10 protein-coding genes and 2 pseudogenes are annotated in these 15,628 nt (G+C 48.9%); 8 read left to right on the top strand and 4 right to left on the bottom strand.

All coding sequences use genetic code 11. The annotated features are described in order from the left end of the window. The first annotated feature begins 35 nt into the window (after positions 1-35). The 4 genes and pseudogenes from alaS (at position 36) to NK638_RS00050 (ending at position 5,529) form a co-directional block, all read left to right on the top strand. Complete coding sequence (gene alaS, locus NK638_RS00065) at positions 36-2,708, top strand: alanine--tRNA ligase (protein WP_274631419.1); 2,673 nt, start codon at positions 36-38, stop codon at positions 2,706-2,708. Between the two features lie 361 nt (positions 2,709-3,069). Next, complete coding sequence (locus NK638_RS00060; protein WP_198336954.1) at positions 3,070-4,356, top strand: aspartate kinase; 1,287 nt, start codon at positions 3,070-3,072, stop codon at positions 4,354-4,356. A gap of 398 nt (positions 4,357-4,754) precedes the next feature. Next, positions 4,755-4,922 (top strand): annotated as a pseudogene (gene csrA, locus NK638_RS00055) (carbon storage regulator CsrA); the annotation flags it as partial. A gap of 232 nt (positions 4,923-5,154) precedes the next feature. After that, positions 5,155-5,529 carry a HopJ type III effector protein gene (locus tag NK638_RS00050; RefSeq protein ID WP_075101716.1) on the top strand — a complete coding sequence of 125 codons (375 nt, stop codon included), beginning with the start codon at positions 5,155-5,157 and terminating at the stop codon, positions 5,527-5,529. 140 nt (positions 5,530-5,669) lie between these two features. Here the strand turns inward: NK638_RS00050 and NK638_RS00045 are convergent, their stop codons facing one another. The 3 genes from NK638_RS00045 to NK638_RS00035 all read right to left on the bottom strand — a co-directional run bounded on the left by NK638_RS00045 (position 5,670) and on the right by NK638_RS00035 (position 7,364). Beyond that, positions 5,670-5,984 carry a YeaC family protein gene (locus NK638_RS00045; RefSeq protein WP_192994976.1) on the bottom strand — a complete coding sequence of 105 codons (315 nt, stop codon included), beginning with the start codon at positions 5,982-5,984 and terminating at the stop codon, positions 5,670-5,672. Positions 5,985-6,052: 68 nt separating this feature from the next. Next, positions 6,053-7,057: an NAD(+) kinase gene (locus tag NK638_RS00040; protein ID WP_274631418.1), complete on the bottom strand. Its 1,005-nt coding sequence runs from the start codon at positions 7,055-7,057 to the stop codon at positions 6,053-6,055. 85 nt (positions 7,058-7,142) lie between these two features. Further along, positions 7,143-7,364 carry a hypothetical protein gene (locus NK638_RS00035; RefSeq protein ID WP_274631417.1) on the bottom strand — a complete coding sequence of 74 codons (222 nt, stop codon included), beginning with the start codon at positions 7,362-7,364 and terminating at the stop codon, positions 7,143-7,145. Between the two features lie 4 nt (positions 7,365-7,368). Here NK638_RS00035 and NK638_RS00030 point away from each other — a divergent pair, with 4 nt between their 5' ends. Continuing rightward, positions 7,369-8,091, top strand: a complete 723-nt coding sequence (locus NK638_RS00030; protein WP_075102647.1) for a Bax inhibitor-1/YccA family protein — start codon at positions 7,369-7,371, stop codon at positions 8,089-8,091. A 78-nt stretch (positions 8,092-8,169) separates the two neighbouring features. On the opposite strand, the gene NK638_RS00025 is transcribed toward NK638_RS00030, so the two are convergent. After that, positions 8,170-10,956: a heavy metal translocating P-type ATPase gene (locus NK638_RS00025; protein WP_274631416.1), complete on the bottom strand. Its 2,787-nt coding sequence runs from the start codon at positions 10,954-10,956 to the stop codon at positions 8,170-8,172. A 394-nt stretch (positions 10,957-11,350) separates the two neighbouring features. Between NK638_RS00025 and mrcB the strand changes: the two are divergent. The 3 genes and pseudogenes from mrcB to prmA all read left to right on the top strand — a co-directional run. After that, positions 11,351-13,758, top strand: a pseudogene (gene mrcB / locus NK638_RS00020) (penicillin-binding protein 1B). A gap of 29 nt (positions 13,759-13,787) precedes the next feature. Then, positions 13,788-14,630, top strand: a complete 843-nt coding sequence (locus NK638_RS00010) for a tetratricopeptide repeat protein (protein WP_274631413.1) — start codon at positions 13,788-13,790, stop codon at positions 14,628-14,630. A 191-nt stretch (positions 14,631-14,821) separates the two neighbouring features. Continuing rightward, positions 14,822-15,628: 50S ribosomal protein L11 methyltransferase (gene prmA / locus NK638_RS00005; protein ID WP_274631412.1), on the top strand; the 807-nt coding region annotated here is incomplete at its 3' end.

The following is a 15,628-nucleotide window of genomic DNA, read 5'->3' as shown; positions in this document are numbered from 1 at the left end:
TTTTACTCAATTCTATCCGTCAGTAAGGAGCCGCTGTGAGCCAGCCATCTCAAACAGCCGATATTCGCCAAGCCTTTATCGATTTTTTTATCAGCAAGCAGCATACCCAAGTGCCATCCTCTAGCTTGATTCCGCACAATGACCCGACACTGTTATTTACCAACGCGGGCATGAATCAGTTTAAAGAAACTTTTTTGGGCATGGAAACGCGCGACTATACGCGTGCGGTGACCTCGCAAAAATGCGTACGGGCTGGCGGCAAACACAATGATTTGGACAATGTGGGCTATACCGCGCGCCACCATACATTTTTTGAGATGCTCGGTAACTTCTCGTTTGGCGATTACTTCAAAAAATCTGGTATCGAATATATCTGGGAGTTTTTGACTTCAGATAAGTGGTTGGCCATTGATAAAGACCGTCTGTATGTGACCATTTACGAAACGGATGATGAAGCGTTTGATATTTGGCACCACGACATCGGCATCCCAAGCGACCGTATTATCCGTATTGGTGATAATAAGGGCGCGCCTTATGCGTCTGATAACTTTTGGACCATGGGCGACACCGGTCCTTGTGGCCCATGTACCGAGGTCTTTTATGATCATGGTGCCGATGTCGAAGGCGGCCTACCGGGTACGCCTGAAGAAGACGGCGATCGCTATATCGAGATTTGGAACTGCGTCTTTATGCAGTTTAATCGCCAAAAAGACGGCACCATGCTGCCGCTGCCTGCGCCAAGTGTCGATACGGGCATGGGGCTTGAGCGTATCAGCGCCATTATGCAAGGCGTCCATAGCAACTATGAGATAGATCTATTTGTACATCTCATGGAGGCAGCGGCTGAGATTTTAGAGATTGACAATCAGCAGCAGGCATCACTCAAAGTCATCGCCGACCACATTCGTGCAGTAGCGTTTTTGATTGCAGATGGCGTCACACCAAGCAACGAAGGCCGCGGTTATGTACTGCGCCGTGTCATTCGCCGCGCGGTACGTCATGGCAACAAACTGGGCGCTGATAGTGAATTTTTCTATAAAATGGTCGCGCCTTTAGTGGCAGAGATGGGCGACGCTTATCCCGAGCTAAAAGACAAACAAAGCGCGATTGAGAGCGCCATTCAAAAAGAAGAAGCGCAGTTTGCTAAGACACTCGCGCAAGGTCTGCGCCTGCTCGCCTCTGAGCTTGAAGGCCTAAAAGATGGTGATATCCTCTCTGGCGAAGCGGCGTTTAAGCTTTATGATACCTACGGCTTCCCGCTTGATTTGACAGCTGACATCACACGCGAGCGCGGTATCGCCATCAATGAGGCTGAGTTCGATGAGCACATGCAAGCACAGCGCGAGCGGGCTCGTGATGCTGGTAAGTTTGATGTGGACTATAGCAGCGTCATTCAAGTTGAGAGTCCTACTGAATTTATTGGTTATGAGCAGCTAGAAGAAGATGGCGTGAACATCGATGCCCTTTATCAAGATGGCAACCCTGTTGAGCGTTTGGCTGAAGGGATGGAAGGCGTCGTGGTCCTAGATCGCACCCCGTTTTATGCTGAAGGCGGTGGTCAAGTCGGTGAGCTGGGCGAAATCCACACTGCAACGGGCGTGTTTGCCGTACAAGATACCAAAAAATCTGGGCAAGCCATCATTCATCATGGCGTCGTGACCATGGGCGAGATTTGTAGCAAACAAACCGCCAATGCTCAAGTGCTCTCAAGCATCCGCGCGGCGAGTGCCAAAAACCACTCAGCCACTCACCTACTGCACGCAGCCCTAAGAGAAGTGCTGGGCGATGCGGTCACCCAAAAAGGCTCATTGGTATCCAGTGAGGTTTTGCGTTTTGACTTTGCTTACGACAAACCTGTCACGCCCGATGAGATTAGCCGTATTGAGCGCCTCGTCAATGAGCAAATTCAAGCCAACACCCCGACCCGTATCGAGCATATGTCCATCGATGAAGCCATGAACCAAGGGGCGATGGCGCTGTTTGGCGAAAAGTATGGCAGTGACGTCCGTGTATTGACGATGGGCACAGAGCGCATCGTAGATGGTCAGCGCAAGCCCTTCTCTATCGAGCTGTGCGGCGGTCTACATGTGCAGCGCACCGGTGATATAGGCCTACTCAAAATCACCAGCGAATCTGGTATCGCCGCTGGTATCCGCCGTATTGAAGCCGTCACTGGCATGAACGCCATCAAAAACATACAGCAAGGCGAGCAGCAACTCAGCGAGCTGGCAAGTCAGCTAAAAGCCAAGCGCCCTGACGTGGCACAGCGTGTACGTACGATGGTCGACAAGCAGCGCGAGCTAGAAAAAGAGCTTGAGCGTTTGCAGCAAAAGATGGCCAGTGCCCAAGCAGCTAACCTACTCGATGAAGTACAGACCATCGCAGACACCCCTGTACTCATCAGCACTCTAAGCGGTATCGATGGCAAATCCATCCGTACCCTGATGGATGATATCAAATCCAAACTGCCAGATAGCGTCATTGTCCTGATCGGTGATAAAAACGAGCAATTGGCATTGGCCGCCAGTGTGGCAAAATCTGTCACCCCCAAGATAAAGGCGGGCGATATTATTCGTCATCTAGCAGGCGAGCTGGGCGGTAAAGGCGGCGGCAAGCCTGACTATGCGCAAGGCGGCGCACCAAAGTCTGACAGTGCAAAAGCCGTCATCGACGCACTACCCGCTTGGATTGCCGAGCAGTTAGGTTAGGGCATCTCGGGCATGGCGCTGGGACGAAAACCCAAGCGCTACCTAACCCAAATGCTATCCAGCCTAAATGCTATCAGAGTGTCATAGAGCAATCTTTATCGCATGATGCGGGTTGGTTATGGCTTTCATAACCAATCGCCATGCATCTAAGCACTGCTGGCACTTAACGTTGCTTAGCAGATATGATATAAAGGTCAACGTTTGAACATATCGTTCATTTACTTGTTCAGCAGCACAACATAGCAAACAGCATAGGGCGCAACTCTTATAATCGGCTTTATCTATGCAGACATTGATTGGGCGTCACATAGATGCACAGCGATGATAAAAAAGGCCATTATTGAATAATAGGTAGATTTTTATGGCGTTAATAGTACAAAAATATGGCGGCACCTCGATGGGTAGTATCGACCGCATAAAAAACGTCGCCAAACGAGTCAAACGCTGGCATGATAACGGTCACCAAGTGGTCGTCGTGGTCTCAGCCATGAGCGGCGAAACAAACCGTTTGATCGATTTGGCACGCCAAATCAGTACCCAACCTGACCCACGTGAATACGACCAAATGGTCTCAACAGGAGAGCAAGTCTCCATCTCATTGCTTGCGATGGCGCTAAAAGAGCTGGGCGTGGGGGCGCGCTCATTGACGGGTCGCCAAGTGGCGATTAAAACCGATAACGCGTATAACAAAGCCCGTATCGAGAGCATCGATGACGAAAACATCCGCGAACAGCTCGATGCTGGCAATGTCGTCATCGTCGCAGGCTTTCAGGGTATCGACGCAGAAGGCAACGCCACCACCCTAGGCCGCGGCGGCTCTGATACTACCGGCGTGGCGATTGCAGCAGCACTAGGCGCTGATGAGTGTCAAATCTATACCGACGTCGATGGCGTCTATACCACCGATCCACGAGTGACCTCAAAAGCCAAAAAGCTTGAAAAAATTACCTTTGAAGAAATGCTTGAGATGGCAAGCCTTGGCTCCAAAATCCTACAGATTCGTTCGGTAGAGTTTGCTGGTAAATATGGCGTGCCGCTGCGTGTGCTATCTAGCTTTGATGAAAATACTGACGGTAGCTTTGACCAAGAATTTCAAGACAATGTCGGCACCCTAATTACGATAGACGAAGGAGACAGTATGGAACAGGCAATCATCTCAGGTATCGCCTTTAACCGAGACGAAGCAAAAATTGTAGTGCGCGGCGTACCTGATCACCCTGGTATTGCCTCTGCTATTTTAAGCCCGATTGGACGTGCCAATATCGAAATCGATATGATTGTACAAAACCTGTCGGATCAAGGCACCACTGACTTCACCTTTACCGTCAACCGTACTGACTTAGACAAAGCCATGAAAGTGCTAAATGACGAGGTCAAAGACGACATCGGTGCCAAAGAAATTTTGGGTAACAGTGAAGTGGTCAAAGTATCTTTGGTCGGTGTGGGCATGCGCTCACACGCAGGGGTTGCAAGCCTGATGTTCCAAACCTTGGCCGAGCACAACATCAACATTCAGATGATCTCGACCAGTGAAATCAAAGTCTCTGTCTTGATTCAAGATCAGCATCTAGAAAAAGCGGTCAAATCATTGCATACAGCGTTCGGTCTAGACCGCGACGATGGCGATAGCAAAGTCGCTGGGCTATAATTCATAATTGATATCACCATTATTGATGAAACTGTCATTGATTTTAAACCATTAAACCTATCAACTTAGCATCAACAGTTATCAATTAAATCAGTATCAACTACTTTGTCTAATATATTTAATAAAATAGGGTCTTTTTAGATCCTATTTTTATTTTTTATTATTACTAGGCTGCGTATTTACCCAATAGTTTTGTGAAAACCCGTGACAGTAACTGTTATGCCCCCTATAATGGGGGCTTCATTTGGGCTAAATGAATCTACCTATCATCGCCGTTATTGGCACAATCATTATGTTGTGATCAACACATGGTTTGTTTTGTGCTGCGGCGATGTCCTGCAATCGAGAAGTAATCTGATGAGTAATAATTTGTTGATGCGACATAAGGAGTGTGACGCATGTTAATTTTGACACGCCGCGTGGGCGAAACGCTAATGATTGGTGATGAGGTCAGTGTGACTGTCCTTGGTGTCAAAGGCAATCAAGTACGTATCGGTGTAAACGCACCCAAAGATATTGCCGTACACCGCGAAGAGATTTACCAACGTATTCAGCATGAGCGTTCTGTACAGTCGCAAATGCAGCATCTTGAGCAAGGCAATTTTGCGCCTTCATTTGATGACGAAGACTATTTTAATCGTTGAGCGATAAAACTGAACGATTAATCACGAATAATCATTGAGCATCTATTAGAAGTGTGTTTTTATAAATACGCTGTGTTTTTAGAAGTACTGTCGTTTTTATAACTATATAATCTAACTAGGTTTATTTTTTAATCTGCTCTGAGGTCATTTATTTATGAGTATCCGCCAATCAGATGTATCGGCCCTACTTAATGGTTTGGACAAAAAAGCCATTGGATTCAATGATGTCATCAGTTTTATTGATGATTTTTATCGTTATGCGCCAGCGCCTTTTGTCAACGGTATGGTACATAATGCTGCTGGTGAAAACGAAGGCAGTGCCAAGATTTTTGGGTTTGCCAAGCATCATGGCCTAAACCAATTAGACACGCTAAAACTGTTTGGCGAGCATTATGCCAAAGTCCTAGCGACGCCTAACGGCACAGATCATGCCAATATTCGCAACTTTTTACATTGGGGCTGGCAAGGGTTTTTGATGCAAAAAAACCCACTAACGGTTCGCCCTAGTGTGGATACCACTGCACTTTAAAACCTAATCTATCGAACCAAAAAAAGCCACGCTCATGAGCGTGGACTTTTTGCTGTGTGCTCCTCAGTCAACTCAATACGAAGATAACTTTAATACACAATCAACTGAGCGCTTATTTTGCTTATCACGGTCTGTTTAGTTTACTGCTTATTGCGAAACTTCACAGGCTGTACCGCGCCTTTGGGATTGGGCATGTTTGGATAGTGATGATCATGCTCGACATCACACTCTGCCCCAACGACTGAGCCATCGTCTTTTACTGGCTTATGAATATAGCCGGTACGCTCAGAGGGCGGCAGATGCTCGTGCTCCCATACCATCACCGCTTGCATGCAAGTCTCGCGCTGCTCCGCGCTTAGCTTACGACCATCTGGCCATTTACCCAGCTCAATCGCCATACGAAACTTATCGACCACCTCTGGCGTCAAACTCGCTAATATCGTTTCTTTATCCATCGTGCCTACTCTCTCACTATGTCTGACTGTGTTTTTTATCATCTAAGATATTTGTGTCTTAAAAACGCTTATTCATCGTCTATGATATCATCATCGACATCCAGACTGAATTCTTCAGCATGGACGTTCCAGTGTAGCTTGGTGCGACATGCCTCATAAAAATCAAAACCTGGCGGGTGCAGTAGCGTCAATTTGTCGGGGTGCTTACGGATATATAGGCGCTGCTCTTGATCTAAGGGTACGCTTGGCTTGCCATCTGCGCTCACCATCGGCTGGGTGCGGTTGTCTTCATGTATGCGAATACACACCTCACTGTTTCCGCTCACCACAATCGGCCTGCTCGAGAGCGTATGAGGATGCATGGGCACCAGACAAATGGCATCCATACTTGGATGGATGATAGGGCCACCGCCTGATAACGCATAGGCTGTAGAGCCGGTCGGCGTCGCCGCGATCAAGCCATCACTATGCTGCCGATAGACATCTTGACCATCGATTTTCATCTGAAAGTCGATCATATGGACTGACTTACCGGCATGCAGCACCACGTCGTTGAGTGCCATGTCTTCATGAATGATGTTGCGCCCTTCTCGTATCTCCATGGTCAATAAAAACCGATGATCCAGCTGATAATTACCCATCAGTACTTGGCGCAGTTTAAAGGCCGCCTCGTCCGGCTTTACGTCCGCCAAAAACCCAAGGCGACCGCGGTTGACCCCAAGAACAGGCACACGGTAGCGTGCCAACGCCTCGGCCGCATGCAGGATAGAGCCATCCCCACCGACGACAATAACCAAATCACAAATCTCGCCGATCAAGCTGCGTTTGACGATTTTGACTTTTTCGATTTCGGTAAGGTTTAACGTCGGTAAGTTGGCGGTTTGCATATCCATGATCAACGTCAAGTTCATATCATTGATGGTTTGGGCAATTTGCACCAGACTTTGGGTCACACTGCGCTTGCCGGCACGCCCCATGAGGCCAATACGCCGAAAAGCTGGGTTTTTGATGGCGTGGAACAGCTCGGATTCGTGTAAATGTGGCAATCTTGCAGACTGCGCTGAGTTTTCCATAAAAAGACTCGGTATAACGGTAAAATACCAGTTCATGATAGCGATAAATACGTGCTTAGACTAGCATGTTTATGCATTATCGTTGTTAACAGTCGTAATCGACCCCAGATAAAAACCAGTGCACGCTACCACTAGATGAGTTTGTAGCTGTGCTTGTTTGGCTACCAAAATGCCGCCACTGCTGGGTGTAGATCAGCGCTTTATAACGCCGCGCAGCCTTGCTTTTCATCACGCAAACACAGTTGACAATGATGGCGGTTTTGCTAAAGTAGCTGACATTACTATTTTTATATTTAATTAAGGACATATGTATGGCCAATCCTATTGTCAGTCGCGCAGAACTTGCGATCGGCGGTAACCCAATGACGGTCAAGGGCGTGATTCAAAAGACCAGTCTGCTACTCGGGTTATCTGCCATCACTGGTGTGGGTTTTTTCTTTTATGCACTGATGGCAGGCCTATCACAAGGCTTTATCACGATGGCCGCCATGGTAAGTATGTTTGCCGCGTTTGGTCTTGCCATTTTTATCACCTTTAAACCACAAAAAGCCAAGACGTTTGCTGTCCCTTATGCTCTGTTAGAGGGTGTGTTTTTGGGCGGTATCTCGCTGTTTTTTATGCGCATGTACCCAAGCGTGCCTGTTACGGCGATGTGTGCGACGTTTGTGACGGCAGCGGTGATGCTGGGGCTATACCGCTCAGGGCTGGTAAAGGTCACTGAAAAGTTCCGCTCTATCGTCACCTCAGCGGTCATTGCCATTATGCTTGTCTATGTCGCGCAGTGGGTGTTGTCGTTGGTATTTGGCTCGACCTTGCCTTTCTTGTTTGAGGGCGGCGCTATCGCTATTGGTTTTAGCTTATTTGTCATCGTCATTGCTTCTTTTACCTTGCTACTAGACTTCGATAATATCGATCGCGGTGTGGCAATGGGCGTATCAGAGGATTACGAGTGGTTATTTAGTATCGGCATTCTTGCCACGCTAGTCTGGATGTACATTGAGTTTATGCGCTTATTAAGCTACCTACAAGACTAAATGATACATACCGCTATCACCGTGAACAAAACGTTTTTTTATGCATAAGCTGATAGAGTCCCAGTGACTCGGTGGCAGCTACGCGCGTTTTAGCCGCAGGGCGTTTAACACCACAAACAAAGAGCTAAGCGACATGCCAATGGCCGCTAACCATGGCGGTACATAACCGAGCGCCGCTGGTATCAGCACACTGCCATTATAAATAATTGCCCAGCGAAAGTTTTGTTTGATGATGCGTTCGGTTTTATCAGCGATACGCTTGGCTGCGGTAATGGCTTCGATTTGACCGTCCAAAATAATACTATCACTCGATACCTGTGCTAAGTCTGCCGCGCCTGCTATCGAGGTTGACACATCGGCAGCAGCAAGCACTGGCGCATCATTGATGCCATCTCCGACCATCAGCACCACCGCCCCTTGTGCCTGTAGGCTTTGGATATGATCGACCTTATCTGTCGGCGACAAACCATTGTAGGCGGCCTGCATGCCCAAACTCTCAGCCATACGCAGCGCTTGCGGGCTTGGGTCACCTGTCAGCATGACGGATTCGATACCCAAATCCTTTAACGCATCGAGCATCGGCTTGGCACTATCACGCACTTTGTCATTAAAATAAAAGCAGGCCAACGCTTGCCATGACGCACCCGCACTTTGCTGACAAGACAGCACCACCGCCGAGCTTGCTCGCTCAGCCACCAAGTCAATATGTCGCCCATGATCTGTACTGTCTAAGGCAAAATCCACATGACCAATACGATAGCGTACATCATCAATCACCGCCTCGACGCCGCCTGCAGGATAGTACTGCAACAACTGAGTGGTAGGCAGATGCAACTGATACGCTGCATTCAATAGCGCATGGGCAATCGGGTGACGGCTACCTACTTCTAAGGCGGCGGCTATCGCCAGCACTTTGTCTTTTTGCTCAGCGTGCGTCTGCCCTGCTTGCTCACTGTCTGGCAACAGAGTCATCAGCTCAATATTTAATAAGTTAGGCTTGCCGTACGTTAGGGTACCTGTTTTATCAAACGCCACATGAGTAATCTCTGCAAGCGTCTGTAGCGTATGTCCACGCGTGGTCAGAAACCCATAGCTTGCCAAACGGTTGGTCGAAACCGTCAAGGCAATAGGCGTGGCCAAAGATAGCGCGCAAGGACAAGTCGCCACTAGTACTGCGACCGTTGCCCAAATCGCTTGGCTAGGATCGACGATATACCAGCCGACAAACACCAATACCGACAGTACTAAGATACGCGCCACAAACCAGCGTGCCAGCTTATCTGCCTGCTGAGCAAGCTTGGGTTTTTCGCTCATGGCGCGGTTCATCAGTCTATCGATCAAGCCGATTTGGCTGTCTTTTGGCAAGGCGGTAATCAACATCTCAAACGGCTGACTGTCGTTTTGTGCGCCGCCGACGATATAGTCGCCTTGCGTTTTGAGAATCAAATCGCCCTCACCGGTCAACAAACTCTGCGAGACGGTGGCTGTCTGACTGAGCAATATCCCATCACTGATGATCTCAGAGCCTGCCTCTACCAAAATAATATCGCCCACTTGCAAGCTATGCGCGGTGACCATCTGCTTGTCTTCTGTATCGTATGCAGCGTTTGCGCGCTGTGCTTGCCACGCTTGCGCGATGCGCACTGTCAGCTGCTGCAGACTGGTATCCATACTTTGGGTAAAGTCCGCGATGGCCTCTGATGCGCCGCCTGTGTCTTTTTGGGCCGCTGCTATGCTCGCGTCACCAAGTTTAGCAGCACTTGAGGGGTTTTTCGCGCCATCTTGTATCGAGGGGCTTTGCTCAAAATGCTGTAATATCTGTGCAGCGGCATCCTTGTTTTCAGCAATTTTTTGTACCAATACCGGCTCAACCACCACCAAGTCATTGGCCATGGTCGCCGCTTTTAGGCGAGCATTATGCTCGATATAACGCCCCGCCAATAAAAAGAAAATAAACATACTGACCGAATCATAGTATGTCTCGCCTTGTCCAGTGACGGTGGCGTACAGACTGGCAAAAAAAGTGACAACCAGTGCGATACTGACGGGCACATCCATATTCACCTGACGGGCACGAACCGCAGACCATGCCGAGGTGAAAAACGGAATACCCGCATAAAAGAAAACCGGCGTACTGACAAACAATGACACCCAGCGCAAAAAATCACGCTGAAATATCAGCATATCGCTGTATTCCCCAAAATAAATCGCAACGGCATACATCATCGCTTGCATCGAGCCCAGCGCTGCAATACCCAAGCGCAGGAGCATTTGATTGTTATGACGTGCCAGCATTGCCTCGTGAGTATCTTGACGGTATGGCCTGGCTTCGTAGCCGATCTCGTTGATGACTGCCAAAATACGGCTGATCGGTAGGCGGCTTTCATTCCAGATCACACGCATGCGCTGGTTGGTCAAGTTGACTTGGCATTTGCTAATGCCCTCTAGCTCATCTAAGCGCGACTCAATCAGCCAAGTACAGGCGGCGCAGCGCAGGTTGTTGACCGACAGCTCAGCCACCGACATACCGTCTTGTGCGTAGACAAATTGTGATTTGATCTCTTCATGATCATAGGCTTCAAGACGCGTCAGCTGCGTAGGTAGGCTGGCAGTGCGGTTGATCTCTGAGCGGTCCAAATAATACTGCTCAAGCCCAGCCTCTACGATGCTCTCAGAAGCAAGCTGACACCCCATACAGCACATTTCACGCGATTGGCCCAATATCTCAGTATAAAATGGCGGCTCAGGCACAGGGTCTCCGCAGTGAAAACAGTGGCCTGCAAGAGGCAACACCAAACCTTCGGTGATAGAGCTATCTTCATAGCGTTGACTGGTAGATGCCGTTTGTGATGGAACACTAGACATAATCGCCCTTATTTGCTTTAAATTTGCGTTACATAAACTGACTAGGTCGTGTCTGCATTGTAAATAAGTAGGCCACGCTGCCGCGGATTCATAAAAATTACATCATGGTCGCCTAGACAAACTGCTATCGTGTGTTAGCAGCTGACATGCTCTTTAGACTGCCCGTAAAATTCTGCTGGTGACGAGGGTATGACCTGTATCAGCTTAGTGTTTATTAGCTTAGAATCACTGTGCAGTTTGACTATCGATTATACTATAAGCAGCTCCCTCAAGCAGCGGTAACTACTGACCGCTAAATACCCATGAATACTGTCGTTGACGATGATAGATTGAAAAATTTGTCAATTTGCGTCATTATGAGGCAGTTTTTTTATCCCAAAACGGTGCGACATCAGTGCAAAAATCCAATTTTAAGCGATCTACTCTCACTTTGCCTCAGTCTTCTAGACCTGCTATCGGTATTTTACTTGTTATCATCGCAGGCATGGTGTTGTTGGCGCTCTATTTGATCAAACTTGATCGCACTATTACTCATAAGTTTGAGGGTAAGCGCTGGGATATTCCGGCCAAAGTCTACTCGCAGCCGCTTGAGCTATACCAAGGGGCAAATGTCGATCGCGAAACGATGAAGACCTGGCTTGAGCTGCTCAATTATCAAAGCAACAAATCCTATGATCGCACAGGGACTTATCACCGCTCGGGCAATACTTATTTTATTCACACGCGCGGCTTTACCTACAGTGCCAATGACAAAGACGCCGAGCAAGTCATTAAGATGACCATCTCAGGCAATAAGGTTGCGTCTATTCAAAGCACACTGCCGGCCAAAAGTGGCATCATTCGTTTGGAGCCAGTAAATATCGGCGGTATCTATCCAGACAGCAACGAAGATCGCTTGGTGGTGTCGTTAGATGAAGTGCCGCAGCCATTGATTGATGCGCTGATTGCCACCGAAGATCGAGCGTTTTATGAGCATAAAGGGGTCTCGATACGCGGTATCGCGCGCGCCGTGCTCAATAACTTCTCTGGCGGCTCGATGCAAGGCGGCTCGACCATCACCCAGCAGCTTATCAAAAACTTTTATCTCAACTCAGATCGCACGCTCAAACGTAAGGCCAACGAAGCATTGATGGCGGTTTTATTGGAGCTGCACTACAGCAAAGATGAGATTTTGCAGACGTATCTTAATGAGATTTATTTGGGTCAAAACGGCAACCGTTCTATTAACGGCTTTGGATTGGCATCACAGTTTTATTTTGACAAACCCCTAAAAGAGCTACGTATAGATCAGCAAGCCATGCTGGTCGGTATGGCAAAAGGCCCTAGTATCTATAATCCGCGCCGTCATCCAAACGACTCAAAAGCGCGCCGTGACGTCGTGCTAAATAACATGCTGGCAATGGGTACTTTGAGCCAAGAAGACTACGAAAAAGCTTTGGAGCAGCCGCTGGGCGTGGTGGATAAGCCAGTTGAAGGCAAAAGCCAATTCCCTGACTTTTTAGATATCGTCAAGCGTGAGCTAAATACTGTTTATTATGCTGATGATCTCAAAAACGAAGGTCTGATCATCATCAGCACCTTAGACCCTATTGCTCAGTTGGCCGCTGACAAGGCGGTCGACAAAAAACTGAGCGAGCTGCGCCGTAATAGTAGTAAAACCAAAGATCTACAAGGTGCACTGGTCAGTGCCAACCCTGAAACAGGTGAGCTGGTCTCTGTGGTGGGCAGTGGCAGTGAGTTTACAGGCTTTAACCGTGCGGTCGATGCCAAACGTCAAGTCGGCTCTTTATTAAAACCAGTCATTTATATGACCGCGCTCGAAAGTGGCCGTTATAACTTGGCAAGTCCAGTAGATGATTCGCCGATTACCGTCACCCTAGGCGATGGCACCAAGTGGAGCCCCAAAAACTACTCAAACCGTGATCATGGCTATGTCCCCTTGACCACCGCTCTTGCCAAGTCTTATAACCAAAGCACGGTACGTTTGGGCATGGAGTTTGGTGTCGACACTTTTGCCAGACAGCTGCGTCGTCTGGGTGTACAAGAAAAAATCCCGCCTTACCCTTCAGCATTATTGGGCTCTGTCAATCTAAGTCCCATGGATATGCTCGGTGTTTATCAAGTCTTTGCCACCGGCGGCTTTCGTACGCCCATTCATAGTATTCGTACGGTGATCGACGATCGTGGCCGGATTTTGCAGCGTACGGGGCTAAACACGGAGCGCAGCATCCCGCCTGAGACCAACTTTTTAACCAATTACGCCTTACAACAAGTGGTGTCAAACGGTACGGCCAGACGCGCCCAGTCGCTAGGTAGTCACTTAAATCTGGCGGGCAAGACAGGTACGACCAACAACTATCGCGACGCCTGGTTTGCCGGCTATAGTGGCAACTACGTCAGCGTGGTATGGGTTGGCCGTGATGACAACAAACCTATCGGCTTGAGCGGTGGTACTGGCGCCCTACCCGTTTGGATTGACTACATGAACTCTGGCTAGAAAACAACTCAGGCAAACTCTCTGATGAGCGCTGTGCCGATGCACGCTATTTGCCTGTCTTATCCGCGCACCTACCAAAAGAAGCCAGTGCCTGTGCCCTTGGATTATACCAGCAAGAGCGAGCGCGTGAGCAGCTGCAATGGCAAAGCCAGCAAGGCGTCATCAATCAACAACGTCGCCGCGAAGGTTTGGATATTCCAAATGGCGAAGCGGTCGATTCTGATAATGATGAGGATCAAGCTGACAGCAATGACGCACAAAGTCGTGCAGATACATGGTATGACCGCGCTGTTGAATGGTTTTAATATTTTGGTAATTTATAAAGGGGCTCTCTATGCTGTCATTGATCAAATACACTGTCTTAGGTAACCATCGCCTGATGCCAACCTCTGCAAAAACCACATTGAGTACCGTCAAGTCCACTCGCCGTTTGGTTTTTTCTAGCGCTGTGATAGGCATGCTGAGTTTGAGCGCTTGTCAAACGGTACCCAGCACGCCTGCTGGTGCGCACACTTCAGCTAAACAGACGCCATCAGGGGCATCAAGCACCGCCAACCCCGCGCGACATGACACGACCTATCCGGTGACACAAGCCCCCATTGTCAAACAAGACGGCACAGGCAGCGCTGGTGCTTACCCAAAGGACGGCTCTTCTGAGTCAGCAAACCCACTGACAAAAGATACGCCGCAGGCCCACCTACCCAGCCAAGATCCCATCGTCAGTCAGCCAGATGTGGTCATTCTCACGCCTTCTCGTGAAGACTATATGATCTCTGAGCCTGCAGCACCCTCACACAATGAGCTGCTAGAGCGCGCTAGAAAAAACTCACAACAACGCAGCCAGAGTACCACCAGCAATAACAGCGACCTGCCTGCATTTCGCAATCTGATGCAAGCGGGCATCAGTCAGCTCAAAGCTGGCAGCCTGACCAATGCCGAAAACAGTTTTACCCGTGCCCAGCGCTTGGCACCCAGATCCTCTGCCGTCTATTTTTATCTGGCACAAGTTGCACTAAAAAAGAACCAACCACGTAAAGCAGAAGCCATGGCGCGCCGCGGCCTTAGCGTGTCGCAAGACGCCAGTCGTAGACGTGCGCTATGGCAAGTCATCCTGCAATCAGGGCAAGCTCAGGGCAATGGGCGAGTGATTAACGAAGCAAAACGAGCACTGCGTTAATCTGGCGTCAGCGTATGACCTCAGCAGCTAAAAGCACACACGTAAAATATCGCAAATGAGGTCAAGCCCACCTATCTCAATAGATATCAAGTAGCCATCGTAGCAATACATGAGCTGCTTTTTCACTACTGTTTCTTGTTAAAATACGTATTTATTTTTCTCACTTTTTTCTTTTATTTAAGGGTATCGTTATGGCATGGCAACAACTACATTTACAATGCGAAAAGGCAAACGTTGATTTGGCCGAAGCGCTGCTATTAGAAGCAGGCGCGCTCTCAATCGCGCTCGATGACGCAGGCGATCAACCTTTGTTTGAGCCTCTGCCTGGTGAGTCGCCACTTTGGGACGAGGTTATTTTGACTGGGCTCTTTGATGCGAGCACTGATGACGGCAGTCGGCAGGCCGTCGAGCAGCTAAGCCACGAAATCGCCGCACAAGTACAAGCCAGCCGCATTTGGCTGACCGCTGTCGACGATAAAGACTGGGAACGCGAATGGATGAGCAACTACCAGCCGATAGAATGCGCCAACGATCTTTGGATTGTGCCCAACTGGCTTACGCCGCCGAGACCTGAAGCGACCAACATCATTATGGACCCAGGTTTGGCGTTTGGTACTGGCTATCATGCCACCACGCGTTTATGCCTCGACTGGCTCACAGAGCAAGACCTAACAGACAAGGTAGTGATTGACTATGGCTGCGGCTCAGGTATTTTGGGCATCGCCGCCTTGCTGCTAGGCGCACGAAAAGTCTACGCTATCGATATCGATCCACAAGCAGTGCTGGCCACCAATCAAAATGCAGAGCGCAACCAAGTTGGTGATCGTCTGCAAGCATTTTTGCCAGAAGCATTTAATGAATACTGTGCTGAGCATGAAGTTGTGCCAGTCGAAGTACTGGTCGCCAATATTTTGGCAAAACCCCTGATCGGCTTAGCCCCGTACTTTGCTACATTGGTCAAACCCAGCAGCCGTATCGTACTGGCAGGCTTGATTGAA

It is taken from the genome of Psychrobacter sp. A3 (assembly GCF_028823565.1).
Classification (GTDB): Bacteria; Pseudomonadota; Gammaproteobacteria; order Pseudomonadales; family Moraxellaceae; genus Psychrobacter; species Psychrobacter celer.
Note: the sequence above shows the minus strand (reverse complement) of the source record. Positions and strands in the feature narration are given on the sequence as shown.